At 66.6% G+C, this 20,763-nt stretch carries 10 protein-coding genes; 7 read left to right on the top strand and 3 right to left on the bottom strand.

Annotated features, from left to right (window positions below; genetic code table 11):
• The first annotated feature begins 69 nt into the window (after positions 1 to 69).
• Positions 70 to 3,798 carry a pilus assembly protein gene (locus tag ACFPPA_RS11815; protein WP_377320072.1) on the top strand — a complete coding sequence of 1,243 codons (3,729 nt, stop codon included), beginning with the start codon at positions 70 to 72 and terminating at the stop codon, positions 3,796 to 3,798.
• Positions 3,799 to 3,807: 9 nt separating this feature from the next.
• Positions 3,808 to 4,320, top strand: coding sequence for a type IV pilin protein (locus tag ACFPPA_RS11810; protein ID WP_377320070.1), 513 nt, complete (start codon positions 3,808 to 3,810; stop codon positions 4,318 to 4,320).
• A gap of 95 nt (positions 4,321 to 4,415) precedes the next feature.
• On the opposite strand, the gene recD is transcribed toward ACFPPA_RS11810, so the two are convergent.
• Genes recD through recC form a run of 3 tightly spaced genes read right to left on the bottom strand, consistent with a single transcriptional unit; the run spans position 4,416 to position 13,566 of the window.
• Positions 4,416 to 6,395 carry an exodeoxyribonuclease V subunit alpha gene (gene recD, locus ACFPPA_RS11805; RefSeq protein WP_377320068.1) on the bottom strand — a complete coding sequence of 660 codons (1,980 nt, stop codon included), beginning with the start codon at positions 6,393 to 6,395 and terminating at the stop codon, positions 4,416 to 4,418.
• Positions 6,392 to 10,051 carry an exodeoxyribonuclease V subunit beta gene (gene recB, locus ACFPPA_RS11800; RefSeq protein ID WP_377320066.1) on the bottom strand — a complete coding sequence of 1,220 codons (3,660 nt, stop codon included), beginning with the start codon at positions 10,049 to 10,051 and terminating at the stop codon, positions 6,392 to 6,394. The genes recD and recB overlap by 4 nt, the downstream gene beginning before the upstream one ends.
• The gene (gene recC / locus ACFPPA_RS11795) at positions 10,048 to 13,566 is read right to left on the bottom strand and encodes an exodeoxyribonuclease V subunit gamma (RefSeq protein ID WP_377320064.1); all 3,519 of its coding nucleotides are present in this window, start codon (positions 13,564 to 13,566) and stop codon (positions 10,048 to 10,050) included. The genes recB and recC overlap by 4 nt, the downstream gene beginning before the upstream one ends.
• 192 nt (positions 13,567 to 13,758) lie before the next feature.
• On the opposite strand from recC, the gene ACFPPA_RS11790 reads away from it, so the two are divergent.
• The 5 genes from ACFPPA_RS11790 to ACFPPA_RS11770 all read left to right on the top strand — a co-directional run bounded on the left by ACFPPA_RS11790 (position 13,759) and on the right by ACFPPA_RS11770 (position 20,562).
• Positions 13,759 to 14,184, top strand: coding sequence for a YciI family protein (locus ACFPPA_RS11790; protein WP_377320062.1), 426 nt, complete (start codon positions 13,759 to 13,761; stop codon positions 14,182 to 14,184).
• A 115-nt stretch (positions 14,185 to 14,299) separates the two neighbouring features.
• Positions 14,300 to 14,713: a VOC family protein gene (locus ACFPPA_RS11785; RefSeq protein WP_377320060.1), complete on the top strand. Its 414-nt coding sequence runs from the start codon at positions 14,300 to 14,302 to the stop codon at positions 14,711 to 14,713.
• Positions 14,714 to 14,716: 3 nt separating this feature from the next.
• Positions 14,717 to 15,169 (top strand): YciI family protein, encoded by a 453-nt coding sequence (locus ACFPPA_RS11780; RefSeq protein WP_377320058.1) that lies wholly within the window; start codon positions 14,717 to 14,719, stop codon positions 15,167 to 15,169.
• A 93-nt stretch (positions 15,170 to 15,262) separates the two neighbouring features.
• Entirely contained in the window at positions 15,263 to 16,528 is a 1,266-nt protein-coding gene (locus ACFPPA_RS11775) for an RNA polymerase sigma factor (protein WP_377320056.1), read from the top strand.
• A gap of 275 nt (positions 16,529 to 16,803) precedes the next feature.
• Positions 16,804 to 20,562, top strand: a complete 3,759-nt coding sequence (locus tag ACFPPA_RS11770) for a diguanylate cyclase domain-containing protein (RefSeq protein ID WP_377320054.1) — start codon at positions 16,804 to 16,806, stop codon at positions 20,560 to 20,562.
• The last annotated feature ends 201 nt before the right edge of the window (positions 20,563 to 20,763 follow it).

The raw sequence follows: 20,763 nt of genomic DNA, 5'->3' as shown, positions 1-20,763 counted from the left end.
TTCCAGTCATACCTTGGCAAGGGTGCATGGGCCTTCCCATGCCGCACCATCGCACAGAGCGGAACCGTCATGAAAATCGCCTCTCGTCTGCACAGCAAGCCCGGCAGTTTTTTCGGCAAACTGCTGACCATCGGTTTCTCCGTCTGGCTGCTGGGCGTCGCCTTCTCGCCAGCGCTGGCGGCCGTCACGGTCGATCAGACACCGCTGATCATCCAGAAGCCTCTGCCGCCGAATATCACGTTGATGCTGGATGACTCCGGGTCGATGGCATCGGATTACATGCCGGATTGGGGGTATCTGAAAAATAACGGCAACAACGATGCTCTGATCGATGCAAGCAATAATGGTGTTTATTACAATCCGACGGTTACCTACAAACCTCCGGTCAACGCCGATGGTACGTCCTATGCCAATGCAACGGGCCTGACCAGTGCCTGGGTTGACGGGTTCAAGCAATCCTCGGGAAGCATCGATTTGACTGCATACAGCTCAAATGATGGCAACAATAATATCGATTACTCAACAGGGTCCGCTCAGTACTACAGCACAAGCATCTCCTCCGACAGCGATTGTGCAGATAAATATAGCAACCTGAAAGGCTATGGTGGCTATACGTATAGTTGGTGGAGCAATATATGCTATTTCACCTACCACACATCAAATGCAAAATATTTTCAGTATTCGACTGGCCCTGCGGCTGGCGCATATGTGGTGCATTATGTTGCGCCGTCGGATTGTGGCAGCCTGAGCAGCACCAGTACGCCGATTGACTGTGTATTGGCGTCCGACAAGTCCGGTGCCGCCGCACCCGTGGGTGTCGCGGCCGGGCAAAACATCGCCAATTGGTTTTCGTATTACCACACCCGGATGCTGATGGCCAAAAGTGGCCTGATGAATTCATTTTCCGCCATCGACTCCACGTTTCGCGTCGGCTTTGGATCAATCAACGGACGAAACAATAGCGCACTGCCTGCGCCAACTTCCAAATATAACTACAAGACCATCGCGGACGTCCAGCCTTTTGGTGATGGATCTTCCGGTACTCAGAAAGATAGTTTCTGGAAATGGCTGATTGGTGAAACTCCGGGAAATTCAACGCCCTTGCGGGCGTCGCTCGACGCTGTGGGTCAGTATTATGAATCAGCGCAGCCCTGGCAGACCTCGAGCACAGATACGACCGAGCTCGCCTGCCGTCAGGCATATACGATCCTGACCACCGACGGGTTCTGGAATGGCTCGGATCTCGGCAATGACAATATCGACAACACTGACGGACCTACCATTGCCGGTCCGAATAATCAGAGTTACAGCTACGTGGCGGCTTCGCCCTACAAGGACTCGGCCAGCGATACCCTTGCCGATGTGGCGATGAAGTACTGGAAGACGGATTTGATGTCGAGCACCACCGGCACGTCCGATATTGCCAACGAAGTGCCTACCAGCACCGATGATCCGGCTTTCTGGCAGCACATGACGACGTTTACCCTGGGTCTGGGCTTTACACCGCAAGGCATTACCCCGACGGGTACCACGATCGACCAGATTTTCAGTTGGGCTAACGGCGGTACGGCAATCACCGGCTTCAGCTGGCCGGCACCATCCTCGAACAAAATCAGCACCATCGCCGATCTGGCGCACGCGGCGGTCAATGGTCATGGCGGCTTCTATGCTGCTACCAGTCCAGAGGCATTCGCCGCGGGTCTGGCGGACGCGTTGAAGCGTGCTTCCGAGCGGGTGGGTACCGGTGCAAGCCTGGCGGCGAACTCCACCCAGTTGAAGTCCGGCGCGTTCGCCTACCAGGCGAACTACTACACTGCGAAGTGGAAGGGTGATCTGAAGGCGATTGCGGTGGATCCCAATACCGGCGCGCTTGCCACGACGGTCACCTGGAGTGCCGCCGATCCCAAGGTTCTACCCACCTACGACAAGCGGAATATCTACACCTACAACCCGAGTGTCACCCCGGTGGCGCAGGTGGCGTTCGATGATCCCGCCACACTCTCGAGTACCGAACAGACGGCATTGGGCAGCACCACCGCCAGTCAGCAGGACTTGATCAACTATTTGCGCGGCGATGCTTCGAAGGAGAAGTCGAAGACGAACGGCATTTATCGGAGCCGCGATACCGCGCTCGGCGATATCATCGACTCCCAACCGGTGTATGTGGGGCAACCGGACGCCAATCAGTTCGTCGGTCAGGCGTTCACGGGGTCGGACGGTTTCCTTTCCTACGCCGCCACCACGCGCCAGGGTCTGATCTTCGTGGCGGCCAATGACGGCATGCTGCACGCGTTCAACGCCGACACTGGCGCCGAGGTGTATGCCTACCTGCCGGCGGCCGTCATCACCAATGGATTGAAGAAACTGTCAGATCCCGATTACGGCACCACGGCGGCGTCGCCGCATCAGTACTTCAACGACGGCGAACTGACGGTCGCCGATGTCTATTTCGGATCGGCCTGGCACAGCGTGGCGGTGGGCACCACGGGCCGCGGCCTGGCCAAGGCGGTCTACGCGCTGGATGTCACGAATCCGGCCAAGATCACACTGTTGTGGGAGCGCTCCGCCGGCGACGGTAAAACCAACGCCGACTATATCGGCCAGATGACCGGCAAGCCGATCATCGCGCAGACCAACGATGCCGGCACCACCGACACGACTGGCAACAGTAACTGGTCGGTATTGATCGGCAACGGTTACAACAGCAAAAACGGCACGGCGGCCCTGCTGCAGTTCGCCATCGCCGATGGCAGCCTCGACGTGCACCCGACGGACACCGCCACCGGGAACGGTCTGGCTGCTCCGGCGGTCTGGATGGATGATCTCTCCAACGGCATCAGCACGATGGCCTATGCGGGCGACGCGCAAGGTCGGGTGTGGTCGTTCCAGTTGAACTATCTCAAGAAGTCTGGAAACACTTACACGCCAACGGCTACCCCCAACAGCACCGGTACCCAGCTGTTCGTGGCCAAGGATTCGACTGGCACGGTGCAGCCGATCACCGCTGGCATGCTGGTCGGCAAGAATCCAGTCACGCATGACTTGTGGGTATTCTTCGGTACCGGCCAGTACTTGAGCAGCGGCGATCTCGTCTCGAAGGCGACTCAGTCCTGGTACGGTTTGATCGTGCAGTCCACCACCAATAACCTGGCTGTCGACGGAAGCAAGACTCGCAGCGATCTCGTGAAGCGCTATATCATTGCGGAGACACCGGGAACGGCTGCAGTCGCAGCGGATCCCACGGCCGTACCCCCGGTGCTGGCCGCACCGGCGGTTGCACCGGCGCGGGCCGTGACAGCGGCTCCGTCGTCCTTGGGTGGCAAGTCAGGCTGGTACATGGATCTGTTGTCGCCTACGTCCACCACGGATCCGACAACAAAGAAGGTCACCTATACGCCCAACCAGATTGCCGAAGGCGAACGGATCGTCACCCCTAATCAGTTCCAGGGTAATCAACTGCTGGCGACGACGCGCATTCCGACGGCGGTGGATCTGTGCAATCCCTCCGGGCGCGGCTGGATCATGGCGGTCGATCCGTTCACCGGAACCAGCCCCACGTCGAGCTTCTTCGATCTCAACGGGGACGGCCTGATCAACCAGCCGGCCGACTACATCATGGTGGACGGGAAGGCCGTGGCGACCAGCGGCATGGGCTTCAGCTCGTTACCCAACAACCCGATCTTCATGGGTGGCAGCATGCTGGTGAGCTTCGATAACGGTAGCGCCACCAGTGTCAAGACATCCGGCACCTCCAATACCTTGCAGCGTGTTTCCTGGCGAGAGCTGATCAACCAATAAGGAACGAAGATGAAAAAGCTTTTGTCAGTTGACATCTGCGCGACGGGATTTCGCGAAGGCGGCGCGACCGGTACGGAAGCTCGCCGCATCCGGGCGCGGAATCACCACTTCCGCAGCACGGGATTTACCCTGATCGAATTGATGATCGTGGTGGCGATCGTTGCCATCCTGACCGCGATTGCCTATCCCGCCTACACGAACTACATCACCAAGACGCGTCGGGTGGCCGCCGAAGGTTGCCTTTCGGAAGACGCGAATTTCATGGAGCGCTACTACACGACCAACCTGACCTACAAGGCGGCCGTGCTGCCGGCGCTCGATTGTGCGTCCACCCAGCAGACCGGGAACTATTACGACTACGACCTGCCGGCGAGCTCACTCAGCGCGTCGTCGTACGTCGTGCGCGCCAGTCCCAAGGGGTCACAGCAAACCAACGATGCCAAGTGCGGAGTCCTGACGATTGATGAGAAGGGCAAGCGCGTGGCAGCGGGTGATCCCACTGCCGTGGCGAAGTGCTGGTAAAAGCGCTGCGGCAACCACGTGCTGCAGTCGGGACTGCAGCGCGCCATAGCCCGATGGCTCGGCGGCTGCGCTGATGTGACTTCCCACCGCAGGCGTCAGTCGCCGGCCAGGCGTTCGGCCAGTCCCGAGTAGCGGCGGGTACGTCGTTCGATGGCACCGTCGACGATGTCCCGGCTGCCGACCAGGCTGAACCAGTGGCGGGCGCGGGTGATCCCGGTATACAGCAGCTCGCGGGTCAGCACGTTGCTCGCCTGCGCCGGCAGCACCAGCGCCGTGTGTTCGAACTCCGAGCCTTGCGACTTGTGCACGGTCATCGCGTATACCGTGCTGACTTCGCCCAGGCGTGACGGTGCGACCCGGCGTGTGCGGGTGTCGCTGGGGCCGGTCGCCGCATCGGCGAGAAATACCACCGACAGCTGGGGTTTGCCGCTGTCATCGGGCAGGCGCAGGCAGATGCCGACATCGCCATTGGCCAGGCCCAGGCTGTAGTCGTTGCGGGTCACCATCACCGGACGGCCTTCATACCAGCCGAGGCTGCTTTCGATCAGCCCGCACGCATGCAGCGACTCGGCGATCAGCTGGTTCAGCCCGTCCACGCCGCAGGGGCCGTGACGCAACGCGCACAGCAGCTGGAAGCGATTGAATGCCTGCAGTACGCCGCGCGCCCAATCATCATTTGCCGCCGCATCGTTGCGGGCCGGGCGCTCGCGCTGGATCAGCTCGAGATAGTGCCGATAGCCCGCGGGCAGGGCGGCGGTTGCGCCCGGCGCGAACTGCCCGCAGTTGCCGTCGATGGCCAGCTCGGCCAGCTGTTCGCGAGTGGCCGATGGCATCCAGCCGAGATCGGCCGAGCGGGCGTCCAGCATGGCATGCACGCGGCCGACGTCGCCCGCATTCACCGCACGGGCCAGCTGGCCGATGCCGCTGGCGTCGCCGAAGCGATGGCTGTGACGCAGCATGGCCAGTTGCTGATCCAGCGGCTGGGCGTCCTCGCGCACGAATGGCTGGATATCGTCTGCCGTGGTCACGCGCAGCCAATCGGCGGTGGCGACGCTGTAGTGGCCGTCATCGGCGCGGCGGCACAGGTCGCCGAGTACCGCGCCGGCTTCGACCGAAGACAACTGATCCTTGTCGCCGAGCAGGATCAGCCGGGCCGCCGCGGGCAGCGCGGCGAGCACGGCGGACATCATCTCCAGATCGATCATCGAGGCTTCGTCGATCACCAGCACATCCAGGTGCAGCGGATGGGAGCGGTCGTGGCGGAAGCGCCGGGTATCCGGTCGCGCCCCGAGCAGGCGATGCAGCGTCTCGACTTGGGCGGGAATCACCGCCCGGGTTTCGTCGTCCACGTCGAGACGGGCCAGTTGCGCGGCGATGGATGCGTTCAGCCGGGCGGCCGCCTTGCCGGTGGGAGCCGCCAGGCGGATGCGCAGCGGTCGCGCCTGTTGCCGCAACTGCAGCGTCTGCAACAGGCCGAGCAGGCGCACCACGGTGGTGGTCTTGCCGGTGCCGGGGCCGCCGGTGATCACGCTGAAGGCACCGCGTGCGGCCAGCGCGCAGGCGATCTTCGGCCAGTTCGGCGACGGTTCGGCGGGTGAGGCGGGGAACAACCGGGCCAGTTCGTCGGCCAGCTGCAGGGGAACCTGCTGCGGTCGGGCCAGCCGCTCGCGGATCGCGGACGCCACCTGGCATTCATGGTTCCAGTAGCGGCGCAGATACAGCCGCGTCCCGTCCAGTACCAGCGGCGCATTCAGCGGATGTCCCCGCCGGCCGTCGGCCACCAGGGGCGAGGAGGCGAGCAGGCGTTCGCGCTGATCCTCGACATCGCGCGACATTCCCCGCCATGCGGGCGGCCAGGCCTGTTCGTCGGCCAGCTCGGCGAGCGCATCGAGTTCGAGGCACAGGTGACCGTCGGCCAGCTGCCGGCTGAGCAGCGCGGCCAGCCACAGCAAGGGAGTCGATGCACCGGCCTCGCGTTCGGCAAGGAAGCGCGCCAGCGCCACATCCAGCTGGCGCAGCCGGTGTTGCCCGATGTCCTGTTCGAGCTGCTCGAACAGCGTGTCGCGCGACATCATGCGGGTGCTCCTTCGGCGAACAGCCGGTCCATGGCGTCGATCAGTGCATAAGGCAGCCGCTCGCGATGGACCCCCTGTCCGCTGCCGCCGACACCGCGCAGATACAGGTAGAGCACGCCACCGACATGTTGCGCGTAGTCGTAGCCGGGCAGCCGCGCACGCAGCTGCCGATGCAGGGCCAGCGTGTAGATCGCGTACTGCAGGTCGTAGCGACTGTGCCGCACCGAGGCATCCATCGCCTCGACGGTGTAGGCGCGGTCGTCGGGGCCGAGCCAGTTGGATTTGTAGTCGACGATGTAGAAACGGCCATCGTGTTCGACCACGAGATCGATGAAGCCCTTCAGCATGCCGTTGAGGCGATCCGCCAGCAGCGGCGGCCGCGGTCGTGCGCCCAGCGTCTGCGCCGTGACCAGCCGGTCGAGTGCCTGAGTATCGACGCCGGTCGCCTCGAACCAGAATTCCATCTCGGCACGGCAGCGGTCGGCATCGGCAAGCGCGACCCGGCTGCCGTCGGGCAGCCGCAGCGGCGTGCGCAGGAACGCGGGCAGCCAGGCGATCAAGGTGTCGCTGAAGGGTTGCCAGCCACGACGACGGCAGCGCTGCTCGATCTGCTGGCGCAGCGCATCGGGCATCTGCGCTGCCGCGGCAAAGCCTTCGTGCGACGCCCCCTCGAGCAGGTCGTGCAGGAAGGTGCCGGGCTCCGCCCCGCGCGGAAACGCGTGGATGCCCGCGGCCACGACCGGGGCGGTGACGACCGGCGCGTCGACCCGCTCGGCCAGTGCTTCGGTCATCACGTCCTGTTGCGCGGTTTCCGGCGCGCTGTAGTGTGATGCGTCGTCGCTGGCCACGCGCAGGGCGCTGTAGCTGGCGATCCACCACGGCTCGATCGGCGCGCCGTGATAGCTGCGCGCCGGCTGCGCCGGCGGGGTGTCCCGGCTCGCTCGATGGCGATCGTGACCGACCTCGTCGGCCAGCTGCACGAACTGGACGTCTGGATGGCCATCGCCGAGGGCCTTCAGCTGGCCGGCGAGCTTGCCTTCGCCGAACGCCTGGCTGCCGTTGAGCACGTAACCGAACGCGGATTTGTGCAGTCCTGAAACCTTCTTCTGGCCATCCCTGAGGTCGGCGACACCCAGCCAGCAGGCGTGCTGCGCCCGGGTCATCGCCACGTAGAACAGGCGCAGATCCTCCTGCAGGCGTTCTTCGTCGGCGCGTTCCCGCGCCGCCTCCGATGGCTGCAGGTCGAGGGTCGCCTCGCCGTCACCGTCATGCAGCACGAAGCCGTCGGCCAGTTTCGTTTCGCGCATCGCACAAGCGAACGGCAGCAGCACCAGCGGGTATTCCAGGCCCTTCGACTTGTGGATGGTGATCACCTGGATCAGCGCGGCTTCGCTTTCCAGACGGACGATCTTCTCCTCGGCGGTGTCGACCCGACCATCGTGGGCCTCGGCGATCTGGTGGGCGAGGTGGCGCAGCAGGGCATGTTCGCCGTCCAGCGCGGCTGCGGCCTGTTGCAGCAGTTCGGCCAGGTGCAGCAGGTTGGTCAGCGTGCGCTCGCCCTGCGGCATGGCGAGCAGTTGCGCGGGCAGGTCGAACAGGTGCAGGAGTTCGTGCAGCATGGCCAGCACGCCCTGGCGCAGCCAGCTGTCATGCAGCTGGCGAAAGCGTTCGCCCATCTGTTCCCAATGGTTTTCATCGCGATTGAGCCGGTCGAGTTCATGGTAGGCCTGGCTCAGGGTGGTGCTGGCCAGCGCCGCGCGCATCGCCCGATCCGAGCCGGGCGTGGCGCAGGCGTGCAGCCACAGCAGCAGGTCGCCGGCTTCGGGCGAGGCATACACGGAGTCGCGATCGGACAGGTAGACACTGGCCAGTCCGCGCGCCTGCAATGCCTGGCGCATGCAGGCGGCCTCGGTGCCGCTGCGGACCAGGATGGCGACATCGCCGGGCGCCAGCGGCCGCCAGCCGCCGGCATCGTCGGCGAAGCCGCACTCGCCCTGTTCCGCGGCGTTCAGCAGCGCGACCAGCCAGGCGGCGGCATGGCCGGCCAGCTGCGCCTGGTAGGCCGCCTTGCTCATCGGCGCGCGATCATGCGCCAGTGCCAGCTGCAGCGCCGGAATCGGTTCGCCGAGCAGCAGCAGTTGTTCGCCGCGACCGCTGGCCTTTACCGGATGGAACGGCAGCGCGTTGTCACCCTTGCCGAACGCGAATGCACCCTGCGCATGCTGCTCGGCATGTTCGAACACATGATTGACCGCACGCACCAGCGAGCGGGTCGAGCGGTAGTTGGTGTCCAGCGTCCAGGTGGGCGTCCCGGCCTGGCGGCGGGCGTGCAGGTAGGTGTGGATGTCCGCACCACGGAAACCGTAGATCGCCTGCTTGGGGTCGCCGATCAGCAGCAGGCCGGTGTCGGCACGGTCCGCGTAGATGCGCTGGAAGATGCGCCACTGCTGCGGGTCGGTGTCCTGGTATTCGTCGATCAGCGCGACCGGATACTGGCCGGCGATGGTCTGCGCCAGACGCTCGCCCGTGCCGCCGTGCAGCGCCTGGTCGAGCCGCTTGAGCATGTCGTCGTAGCCCATCTGCGCCAGGCGCTGCTTGGTCGCGTCCAGCCGCGCGGCGATCCATGGCACAGCCTGCGCCAGCAACAGCGGGCGCAGCGGTGGCGTGGCGTCCAGTGCCTCGAGCAGGTGGTCCATCAGGACGAAGCTCGCATGCGTGGGAGTCGTGCCGTTCTTGTTGGTCGCCCTGGCGAGCTTGCCCTGGCTGGCACGCTCGATCACGGCGCGATCCGGTCGCGCGCCACCGTCGGCCCAAGTGGCGAGTTCGGCCAGGTCGCTGTCGAGCTTGTCCTGCTTGTAGCTGCTGCCGCTGAGCGACTTCGTCTTCAGCGCATTGACGAGCATCGCCGCCAGCTCGGCGGCATGCGTGCTCCAGCTCTGACGCGCCCGTGCCTCCGCCTCGTGCACGGGGACAAGACGTCGCGCCAGCAGATCGGCGATGTCATCGACCGGCGGCAGCGGCCGGCCCTCCACGCGCAACTGTTCCAGCGTCCGGCGCAGCAGCGGCGCGACGTCCTTCTGCAGTGCCTGCGGTCCCGACCACAGCTGGCTGATCTGCATCGCATCGCCGCGATCGAGGGCGAAGAAATGCTGGCGCCAGTAGTCGCGCACGGCTTCGCCCAGCAGCTCGCTCTCGTCGCCGCTGACGTTCTGCACGAACGGGTAGCCGCTGTCGAAGGCGTGCTGGGACAGCATGCGCTGACTCCAGCCGTGGATGGTGTGCACGGCGGCCTCGTCCATCCACTGCGCCGCCAGTTCGAGCTGTCTGGCCGCCAGCGCCCGGGCTGCCTCGTCGGGGTAGTTGGCGATCAGTGCACGCAGATAGTCATCCGTCGCGGCGTTCGCGCGGAACGCCCCGGCCGCTTCGCCCAGGCGTCGGCGGATGCGCTCGCGCAGTTCGGCGGTGGCGGCCTTGGTGAAGGTCACCACCAGGATCTGCGGCGGCAGCAGGGGCTTGGCGTGCTCGTAGCGGCCCAGTACCAGGCGCAGGTACAGCGCCGCGATGGTCCAGGTCTTGCCGGTGCCGGCGCTCGCCTCGATCAGGCGGATGCCCTGCAGCGGCAGGGTCAGCGGCTGCAGCGGTTCCGTCGCGATCATGCGGCGTGCTCCAGCGGCAGCAGGGCCGTGATCATTGGCTGATAGAGCGACAGCCAGCACTCGAAGCCGGCATCGAGCATCCGTCCGAACTCGGGCCAGGCGCGCGCGAGGCAGGGGTCCTGCGCGCGCTCGCCCGCGACGTAGTCATTGCCGTCGTAGCAGACCGCGGCGGCCCGCGCCGGATCCTTGTCTCCGCCGGCCGCGATCAACCACGCGAAGGCACTCTTGCGCGCGATCGGCAACGGCGCCTGCATGCCCTGGCGCAATGCGTCGAGCAGGTGGTCGAGAAGCGTCGCGGCTTCGTCACCCGACAGCGCCGCGAAAACCGGCTGGGCATCGATGCCGATCAGCTGGGTCTGCACCGCCAGTCCATTCGCATTGGCCAGCAGGTGGATGACCCAGGCATGGGTGAGCTTGTCGAAACGCAGCACGCCACTCTTGTCGAGCAGGGCGCCGTTGACCAGTTCCAGCCGCCGGTGGCGGCCATCGGCATCCTGGCGCAGGTCGGTCAGCCAGTCCTCCACCAGCAGGTCGTCGTGGGCATGGCGCAGCTCGAACTTGTCCTCCTGCGGCGACCAGCGTTGGCAGGCGTCCTGCCACAGACCGGCCAGTCCGCGCGCCTGCACGGCCAGGCTCTCCTGCAGTGCGGCGCCGAAGCCGCCCGGTGGCAGCAGGCCTTCCTCGCCCAGCCGGCGCACCGCGTCCGCCACGTTCTGCTCGATCGACTGGCCGGCGTCGGTGTCGAGGGCCGTCTGCAGCACGCGGCGCATCGCGTCGTGGTGCTGCAGGCCATCGAGGCCGAACGGTTCGTCGTCCAGCGCCTCGTCGTCGGCCGGCGTGAAATACACCTTGAGCCGCTGGTTGAAGAAATAGCTCACCGGCCGGGCCAGGAAACGTTGCAGCTGGCTCAGCGACAGTGCCGTCTCCGGCACCCAGGGTTCGAGCGTGTCGGCTGGCGTCTGCGCCGCGGTAGCGCGATGCGCCTGCTGCCACTCGCGCGCATAGGTGAACACGCGTGCATCGTGGCCGGCCTCGAAATAGCGGCGGCTGAAGGGCTGCAGCGGATACTCGGTGGTCAGCGCCCGGAGCAGATGCGTGCCGGCGTCGACGGCGTCGGCCGCCTCGTCGGTGCGATGCCAGCCGGCGGCGAGGTAGTCGCGCAACTGGCCGACCAGCACCGACGGCGGCAGCTCGCTGTTGTCGCGGGCGCTGCGCCCGACCCAGCTGATGTGCAGCGCATCGCGCGCCGACAGCAGGGCTTCCAGGAACAGGTAGCGGTCGTCCTCGCGGCGCGAGCGGTCGCCGGGCCGGCTGTGCCCGGACGACGCCATCAGGTCGAAATCGAGCGGGGTCTGCCGGCGCGGATAATCGCCGTCGTTCATGCCGAGCAGGCAGACCACGCGGAACGGAATCGCGCGCATCGGCATCAGCGTACCGAAGCTCACCGCACCGCCCATGAAGCGCTGCGACAGCCGGCTCTCGTCGATCGCCTGCAGCCAGTGCTCGCGCACCACGGGCAGCGGAATCGGTTCGTCGAACGCGGCCTCGTCGCAGGCCTGCAGCCAGGCGTCCAGGGCATCGTGCAGGCGGTTCAGGCGCAACGCGTCCTCGCTGTCCGCGTTGTCGAAGAAGCTGTCGAGCAGGCCGTGCAGCCGTTCGGTCCAGGCGCCCGGTGTGGCCGGCGTGCCCAGCAGTAGCCAGTACCGCTCCAGTTGGTCGAGCAGGGCGCTCAAGGGGCCGAGCAGGGCGGCGTCGAGGCCGCCGATTTCGGCATAGGGCGCGATGCCGTCCAGGCTTTCGCCGTCGCCGACCGCATAGCCCAGCAACATCCGGCGCAGGCCGAAGCGCCAGCTGTTCTGCTCCAGCGCGGGCAGCTCGAGGCTGCGCTTCTGCGCACCGTCCAGGCCCCAGCGGATGCCCGCGCCTTCGATCCAGCGGCGCAGCGTGGGCAGGCTGTCTTCGGCCAGGTCGAAGCGGCCGCGCAGGGCCGGGACGTCGATCAGGTCGAGCACGTCGCTCACCGTGAAGCGCGATTCGGGCAGCGCCAGCAGATGCGCCAGCGCCATGATCAGCGGCGCGCTGGTGCGCGCCGACTGGTCGGCCACGCTGTATGGCAGGTGGCGCGGGTCGGACGGGGACAGCCGGCCGAATACCGCCTGCACGTGCGGCGCATAGCCCTGGATGTCCGGCACCATCACGATCACGTCGCGCGGGGCCAGCGGGCGGCCTTCGCGTGCGGATTGTTCGAACAGCGCCAGCAACTGGTCGTGCAGGATTTCCACTTCACGCTGCGGGCTGTGCGCGATGTGGAAGCGCAGCGTGGCGTCGCCGTCGCGCCAGGGCCGGCGTTGCGCGGGTTCGGCCGGCAGCGGCTGCAGGTCGAGCACGGCCTGCTGCACCTGCGGCAGCAGACCCTCGCCGTCGACATCCTGGAACAGGTCGATGCTGCGTCCGATCGCGGCGAATTGCCCGCGATAGCGGTCCGGCTGGTCGAAACTGTCGAGCAGGCGGATGTAGTCGCGGCCCTGCTTGCCCCAGGCCGCCAGCAGCGGGTTGGCGTGCAGGTGCAGGTCTTCGTAGCGCGGCAGCGCGGGCAGCCCCGGCTTGTCGAGCTGGCGCCGATGGTCGGCGCGCAGCAGTTCGCGGTCCTCGATGATGTCGGCCCAGTAATGCCGGCACGGATTGGCGACCACCAGCAGCACCTGGCTGAAGCGGGCCATCGCGGTGAGCGCCTCCAGCGTCTGCTGCGGCAGCGAGGAAATGCCGAACACCACGATGCGTCGCGGCAGCGTCGCCGGCCGCTCGCCGAGTTCACCGATGCGGGCGACGAACGCGCGATGCACCGCGGCGCGATGATGCTCGCGTTCGCCCGCGCCGACGTCGGCCAGCAGCAGTCGCCACAGTTGCGGCTGCCAGCGCTGGCTGGCGTCGATCGGGGTGACGGCGCCGCGCAGGTCGTCGCGCAGCACGTCCTTGCCCTGTTCCCAGTCATCCAGCCAGTCGGCGCGGTAGACCTGGTACTGGTCGAACAGGTCGGCGATCTGCTGGGCGAGCTGGAACTGCTTCAGCCAGTCGGTGCCGTCCGGCTCGCCCGAGCCGGTGCCGGCCCGCAGAAAATCGCGCAGCGGCGCAAAGCCCTCGTCGTCCAGGTGCGGCGGGATCAGCCGCAACAGCCGCCACGCCAGCCGCGACTTGTCGAACGGCGAGGTGGCCGCGACCGCGTCGCGACCGAGTACCGCCCGATACGCGGCCCACAGGAACCGCCCGGGCAGCTGCACCTCGACCGCGGCGCTGATGCCCAGCCCGCCGGCCGCGGGCGATCGCGCCAGCGCCAGCTTCAGCCACTGCGCGATGCCGTTGCTCTGCACCAGCATCAGCTCGTCCTCGAGCGGCTGCAGCGGCGCGCGCGCCAGCCACGCGGCGAGCAGGTCGCGCAGATCCTCAAGCCGATTGCCGTGCAGCACCATCAGCCCCGGTTCGATCGGGGCCGGGGTTGAGGGGATGGCGGCGGTCACAGCGGGCGATGCTCGTAGGCGCTCATGCGGGGGATTGTCTCCGAGTGAGGCGTGATTGTCGCCGGCGCCGGTCTCAGCGGCTGCGAAAAATGTTTTTCTCGCGTTGTCGATTTGGCGCCGCGTCATTCGTCGCATGCATGAAACCGGCGGGAAAGGCGCCGCCGGTCCAACCCCCGACATGGAGACCCGACGATGCGATGCATGGTGATAATCAAGGCCACCCGGGAATCGGAAGCCGGCGTGATGCCCAGCGAGCAGTTGCTCGCCGCGATGGGCAAGTTCAACGAGGAACTGGTCAAGGCCGGCGTGATGCTGGCGGGCGAAGGGCTGCAGCCCAGTGCGAAGGGCGTCCGGGTGCAGTTCTCCGGTAGCTCGCGCATGGTGGTCGACGGACCGTTTGCCGAAACCAAGGAGCTGATCGCCGGCTTCTGGCTGTGGCAGGTGAAGTCGATGGACGAGGCGATCGCCTGGGTGAGGCGCTGCCCGAACCCGTTCGAGGGTGACTCCGAAATCGAGATCCGCCCGGTGTTCGAGCCCGAGGATTTCGGCGAGGAATTCACGCCCGAGCTGCGCGAGCAGGAAGAACGGCTGCGGGCGCAGATCGCCGCCAGGAGCTGAACGCGACGAAGCGGCACGACACGGCGGTCCCTGAGATCCTCGTGGCAACCCGCGCGATCGAGTCACGAAACGCAACGCTGCTGCGTCCACTCCACAGCAAACCCGAGGAAAGATCATGCGTCTGAACAGCTATCTCATTTTCGACGGCAAGGCCGAGGCCGCGTTCAACTTCTACGCCCAGGCCCTGCACGGCAAGATTGCCATGCTGATGCGTTTCGGCGAAGCGCCGGGGGCCGGGAACACGCCGGCGGAAACGCGCGACTGGATCATGCATGTGCGGCTGGAAGTGGGCGACCAGGTACTGATGGCATCCGACTGCCCGCCGGATCGGCCGTACCACGGCATCCACGGTTGCTCCGTGTCGATCGCGGTGGACACAGTGGCCGAGGGCGAGCGCATCTTCAAGGCGCTGGCCGAGGGCGGCACCATCCAGATGCCGTTCGAGCAGACTTTCTGGGCCGAGCGCTTCGGCATGGTGGTCGACCGGTTCGGCGTGTCGTGGATGGTGAACTGCGAGAAGGGGCAATAACCGATGCGCTTCATGCTGCTGCTGATCCCCGGCTACGACGGGGACGCCACGCCGGACACCCGGTCGGACGCGGAGGCCGTGGCCGAGATGGCGGCTTACCACCAGCGGCTGCACGAAGCCGGGGTCCTGGTGGCGCTGGATGGACTGCATCCGCCGTCGGCGGGCGCGCGGGTCTCCTTCGCCGGCGGTGAGGCGACCGTCATCGACGGCCCGTTCGACGGGGTGTCGGACGTGCTGGGCGGCTACTGGATGATCGAGGTGGCCTCGCGTGAGGACGCCATCGCCTGGGCCACGCGCTGCCCGGCGGCGGGCAACGAGGTGATCGAGGTGCGCCAGGTACAGGAATTCGCCGACTTTCCGCCGGAGTTGCAGCGTGCGCTGACCGGTGAGCCGGACGGGCATGGCGACGGCAGTCCCGCCACGGGCTCGTGGCGGCACCTGCTCGCGGCCGTGTGAGGTACGTCGGGTCGGTGCATCGTTGCGGTTGAAGGGAGCGGTCGCCGGCATCGGCCTTGCGTCGGGGCGACGCCGGTGGTGTGATCAGGTGCCATGACCGCCACCGACACCCATCGCGCCATCGACGCCGTCTGGCGCATCGAGTCGGCCCGGCTCATCGCGGGCCTCGCACGCATGCTGCGCGACGTCGGCCTGGCCGAGGAGCTGGCGCAGGATGCGCTGGTCATCGCGCTGGAGCAGTGGCCGCAATCGGGCGTACCGGACAACCCCGGCGCCTGGCTGATGACGACGGCGAAGCGACGCGCGATCGACCGGCTGCGGCGCAGCAAGCTGCTCGAGCGCAAGCACGCGCAGTTGATGCACGAGCTCGAGGCCGAACAGGAGCAGCAGGTCTCCGCGGTCGAGGCCGCGCTGGACGATCCGATCGGCGACGACCTGCTGCGGCTGATATTCACCGCCTGCCATCCGCTGCTTTCGGTCGAGGCACGTGTGGCGCTCACCCTGCGCCTGCTCGGCGGGCTGAGCACGGACGAGATCGCGCGGGCGTTCCTGCTGCCCGAGGCCACCATCGCGCAGCGCATCGTCCGCGCCAAGCGCAGCCTGGCGAAGGCCGAAGTGGCGTATGAAGTGCCGCGGGGCGAGCAGCTCGCCGGCCGGCTTTCGGCGGTACTCGGCGTCATCTACCTGATATTCAACGAGGGCTATTCGGCCACGGCGGGCGACGACTGGATGCGACCGGCGCTGTGCGAGGACGCCCTGCGTCTGGGCCGCGTGCTGGCCGGACTGATGCCGCGGGAACCGGAGGTGCATGGCCTGGTGGCGTTGATGGAGATCCAGGCCTCGCGCACGCACTCGCGGGTGAACTCGCGTGGCGAACCCATCCTGCTGCTCGACCAGGACCGTGCGCTATGGGACCGGCTGTTGATCCGTCGCGGGTTGGCGGCGCTCGAGCATGCCGAAAAGCTGGGCGGCGCGCTCGGCCCCTACGCGCTGCAGGCCGCGATTGCCGCCTGCCATGCGCGCGCACTGACCGCTGCCGATACCGACTGGGAGCGCATCGCGGCGCTGTACGCAGCGCTGGCGCAGGTGGCACCGTCGCCCATCGTCGAGTTGAATCGTGCGGTCGCCGTCGGCATGGCGTTCGGCCCGGCCGCCGGCCTGAGCATCGTCGATACGCTGATCGACGAGCCGGCCTTGCGGGGCTATCACCTGCTGCCGGTCGTGCGCGGCGACCTGCTGGCCCGGCTCGGTCGTCTCGACGAGGCCCGGCCGGAATTCGAACGTGCGGCGGCATTGACCCGGAATCTGCGCGAGCGCGAACTGATGCTCCGGCGCGCCCGGGCGTGCGGGGGCACGTGAGGGCGGCCGATGAATGTCGGTGGTGAGCGGCCGGAGCGTATTGGCCAGGGGATTGCGTTTGCTGACCAGCGCGGTTTCTCCCCACGGCGAACAAGTGGAAGATGATTGAGACTATCCTGCGGAACATGGGTCACTTGTTGCGGTGCGGTGGTCGATCGGGACTGCGCATGTGACAGACCCTGGACGGACGCGCTCAGTCGGGTTCGGGTGGCGGTGTCTCGCTGCAGAACAAGGCATGATCGGTCCTGGGGGCGAAGCTGCCGGGAGGTGGTGCGATGGAGGGGCAGGAATGGCCACGTAGCGAATTGCGCGAGCACTTCTACGAGAGTGTGGCCGAGACGCTGACGTTGCTGCATGCGGCCCCTGGTTACGACCGCCGCCTGGCGCTGGTCGAGGTGGCTCGTATTCTCGCGATCACCATGGACCTGCCCCTGGTATGGATCGGACGGCGTGAGCCGGGGCGATCACGACTGGAGCTGACGGCGGCGGGACCCGCCGCGGACTACGCATCGTCGCTGCGGGTAAGCGACGATGCCCGCGAACCGGGCGGGCGCGGCCCGGTCGGCATCGTCCTGCGCGAGGGGCGCGCCAGGGTGGCGACACTGGACTCACCGGAATTTGCGCCATGGCGCGAGGCGGCCCTGCGTCATGGACTGGGTTCGTGCATTGCAGCGGCATCGGGGACATCGGATGGCGGTCAGTTGGTCCTGGTTGCCTATTCGCACATGGACGGACCCGCGCTGACGGACGAGTTGCTGGACTGGGCGCAGCGGCTCGTCGACGAACTTGCCCGGTTCTGGGATGACCAGGCTCTGGTTGAACGCAATCTGCGCTTGAGCCGCTATCGGGATGCGCAGAGGACGATCCAGCGGGCGATGCTCGATCAGCCCGATCCGGATGCGGTTTTCTTCACCCTGGCGCATGCGCTGGTCGATGTGGCCGGCGCGGTGGCCGTGGACGTCTATGTCGCCGAAGGCACGGTCTTGCGTCGTGTCGCCCTGGCCGGCCCGATGGCCGAAGCGATGCGTGCGTTGCCCGAGCCACCGATCCAGCCGGACGCTCATTCCCTGTCGGCACCCACGCTGACCTTCACGCAGGCCTTGCCGGTGGTACGGGTGCAGCCATCCGGCCATCCGGACGAACCGGAGGTGTGGCGTACGGAGCCATTGACGCGGGTGGGCGCGATCGGCTGCTGGCCGGTTTTTTCCGAACCGGCCGAGGAAACCACGGCCATTCGTACGCCAGCTGCGGTATTTCTGGTGGCAACCACCGAGCCGGATGCCTTCGATGCCGACATGCACCAGTTGCTGGAGGAAATAGCCGAAGCCGCGGGTCTTGCGCTGAGACAACACCAGCAGCGTCATGCCTTGTATCAGGAACAGGAGCGGCAGACGTATCTGGCGCTGCATGACGCCCTGACCGATCTGCCCAACCGGCGGGCACTCGACTATCACCTCGAACATGCGCTGGCCCGGGCGCAACGGCATCGGAGCCTGGTCGCCGTCGGGCTGCTGGACATGGACGACTTCAAGCCGATCAACGATCGCTACGGGCATGCGGCCGGCGACCGCGTGCTGGTCGAGTTGGCGACGCGGTTGCGCGAGGCGCTGCGCTCGGAGGACTACGTGGCACGCCTGGGCGGCGACGAGTTCGTGCTGGTGTTCGAGGATCTCGAGCACGAAAACGATCTGGAGCCGCTGCTGGATCGCGTCGAACAATCGCTGCGGCGGCCGATGACCATGGAAGGCGCGAGTTTTCCGTTGGCGGCCAGTCTGGGGATCGCCCTGTATTCGATCCATGCCCATGCCAGCGGCGAACAACTGTTGCGGCGCGCGGATCAGGCGATGTACCAGATCAAGGCGGACAAGCGGCAGCGGTCCCGCTGGTGGGCGGTGGCACTTCCCAGCGATGCGGCCGAGCCGGCAGTCGAGCACGCGGGTGCCTCCGCGATGCCGCCTTACGGCGAGCGCGCCGCGGCGAGGCTGGCCATATGCCTGAAGGCGTGGCAGGCAGAGATGCCTGGAGTCGCGGACAGCTTTTATGAAGGGCTGCTGCTGAAGGAAGGGATCGCACGGCTGCTGGGCGCGATCCCGGCGGCTGACGTGGACGCCTTCAAGCATCGCTTGTCACAGCACCTGCTGATCCTGCTGGATCCGCATCTCGAAGTGGCTGCGCACCGCAGCAAGGCGAAGCGCTCGGGGCTTTTCCATGCCGCCTGCGGCCTGGAGGAGGTATGGCTGCTGGAAGCGATCGAACTGCTGCGCGACATCCTTGCGACCGCCCTCGGCGCGCTTGCCCATGGCGATCGCAAGGCGCTGTCCATCGTCTTGCAACGACTCGGCATGGAGCGGCAGTGGCAACTCGAGAGCATGCGCGAGCTGCAGCGTCGCCGCGTCGCGCTGCTGGCCCGGCTCAATGCGATTGCCTGGTCGGCGGAGGGTTACCTCGAGCTCATTCAGGGCGCGGTCGACATCCTCGCGTCGCACGAGGAGATCATGGCCTGCGCCGCGGGACGTCCGGACGAGTCGGGCTACCTGACCTATGAAGCCGTGGCGGGCGCGGCGTTTGCGGAATATCTGCGCGCACTGGTTGCCGGCCATGCACGGCCGATCCGGGTCAGCCAGAGCGGGATGGAAGGTGACGGGCCCAGCGGCCGCGCGTGGCGTACGGCCCGCATTCACCGCTGCGCGCACTATGGCAGCGACCCGGCGATGCTCGCCTGGCGCGATATGGCAGCCAGTCTCGGCGTGGTTTCCAGCGTGGCCATTCCATTGTGCCCGCTGCCGCTCCAGCCCGCGGTGGTGCTCACCCTCTACAGTCCGTATGCCGGAGGGTTCCACAGCGAGGACCAGCAGGCATTCGTCGAACAGATAAAGACCGTGCTGGATCTCGCGCTGGCCCGTCTGGCGCCACCCCGGCAGGGCACCGAGCTGTTGCCGTTCTTCATGCGCGAGCGCTGGCGGGCGCTGGTCGCCACCGAGGCGATCGAGATGCACTATCAGCCCGTGGTGAGGCTCACCGATGGTCGGGTCGGCGAGCTCGAGGCGCTGGCCCGATTGCGTGACGAGGACGGTGTCTTGCTGGCGCCGGCCCGGTTCCTTCCGGCGCTGGGTGCCGACGACCTGATCGCGCTGTTCCGCCAGGGTCTCACGCAAGCCATGGCGTGCCGGGAATCACTGCGGCAGGCGGGTCACACGCTGGACATGTCGGTGAATGCCCCGGCAGCAGCGCTGGAGGATTCCCGCTATGCCGAAACGGCAGCCACGGCGATCGCGGCAAGCACGTGCCCGGCCGCGGCCCTGCTGTTCGAAATCCTGGAATCACCGATCGGTACCGAGCATTCGGTGCTGCTGGCCGAGTCCGGCATGCAGTCGCTGAAGGCGCTCGGCGTGCGCCTGGTCGAAGACGATCTGGGTGCCGGTTACAGTTCGCTCATCCGCCTGCGCCAATGGCCGTTTGACCGGGTCAAGATCGACCAGGCGATAGTCACGCAGGTCAGGCGCGAGCCATTGAGTACCTTGCGCTTCATCCGCCAGCTGATCCGGATCGGACACGATCTCGGGCTGGAGGTCGTCGTCGAGGGACTGGAGTCGCCCGGCCTGATCGAGGCCGCATCGATCCTGGCGGCGGATTTCGGGCAGGGCTACGCGCTGGCGCGGCCGATGCCGCCGCAGGCCGTGCCGGCCTGGCTCATCGGCTTCCGGCCGGGCTGGGACAAGGCGCACCCGCGGACTTGTCTGGGCGCCCTGGCGGGCGAGTTGCGCTGGGAGGAAGAGTTCATGACACTGCCGGCGGAGCCGGCTTTCTGGGCCAGGCATGCGCAGGTGGATTGCGTGCCGGGCGAGTACCTGCGTGGTGATGCAGGAACGTTCGCGGCCCTGAGCGCCAGTCACCACGTCATGCACAAGGCCGCCATCGGTGGACCTTTCGATCCGGACTACCGACGCGAGCGCAGTACGTTTCTCTCCTTGCTGACCGAGCAGGCACTGGTCGAGGAGAATGGTGACGAAGGCAAATCTGCCCTCCGGGGCTGACGACCCTTCGCAGTCATTCAAACGAGAGCCGCCGCGGCCGATCCCCCACGAGGTTCATCGTGTGCCGGATCGTCGACGGAACGAGTTGTGATCTTGAAAGTATCACTTTCCTGCGGTGCGAATCCCGCCGGGTTTCCCCGGGTGCTCCAACCCTCGAGAGGATGGAGCAATGTGAACGGCAACGAGATGCTTTCCGGAAGT

This window comes from Rhodanobacter ginsengisoli (genome assembly GCF_042657065.1).
In the GTDB taxonomy this organism is placed as follows: domain Bacteria; phylum Pseudomonadota; class Gammaproteobacteria; order Xanthomonadales; family Rhodanobacteraceae; genus Rhodanobacter; species Rhodanobacter ginsengisoli.
The sequence above is the reverse complement of the archived record's forward strand: the minus strand, read 5'-3'. Positions and strand labels throughout refer to the sequence as shown.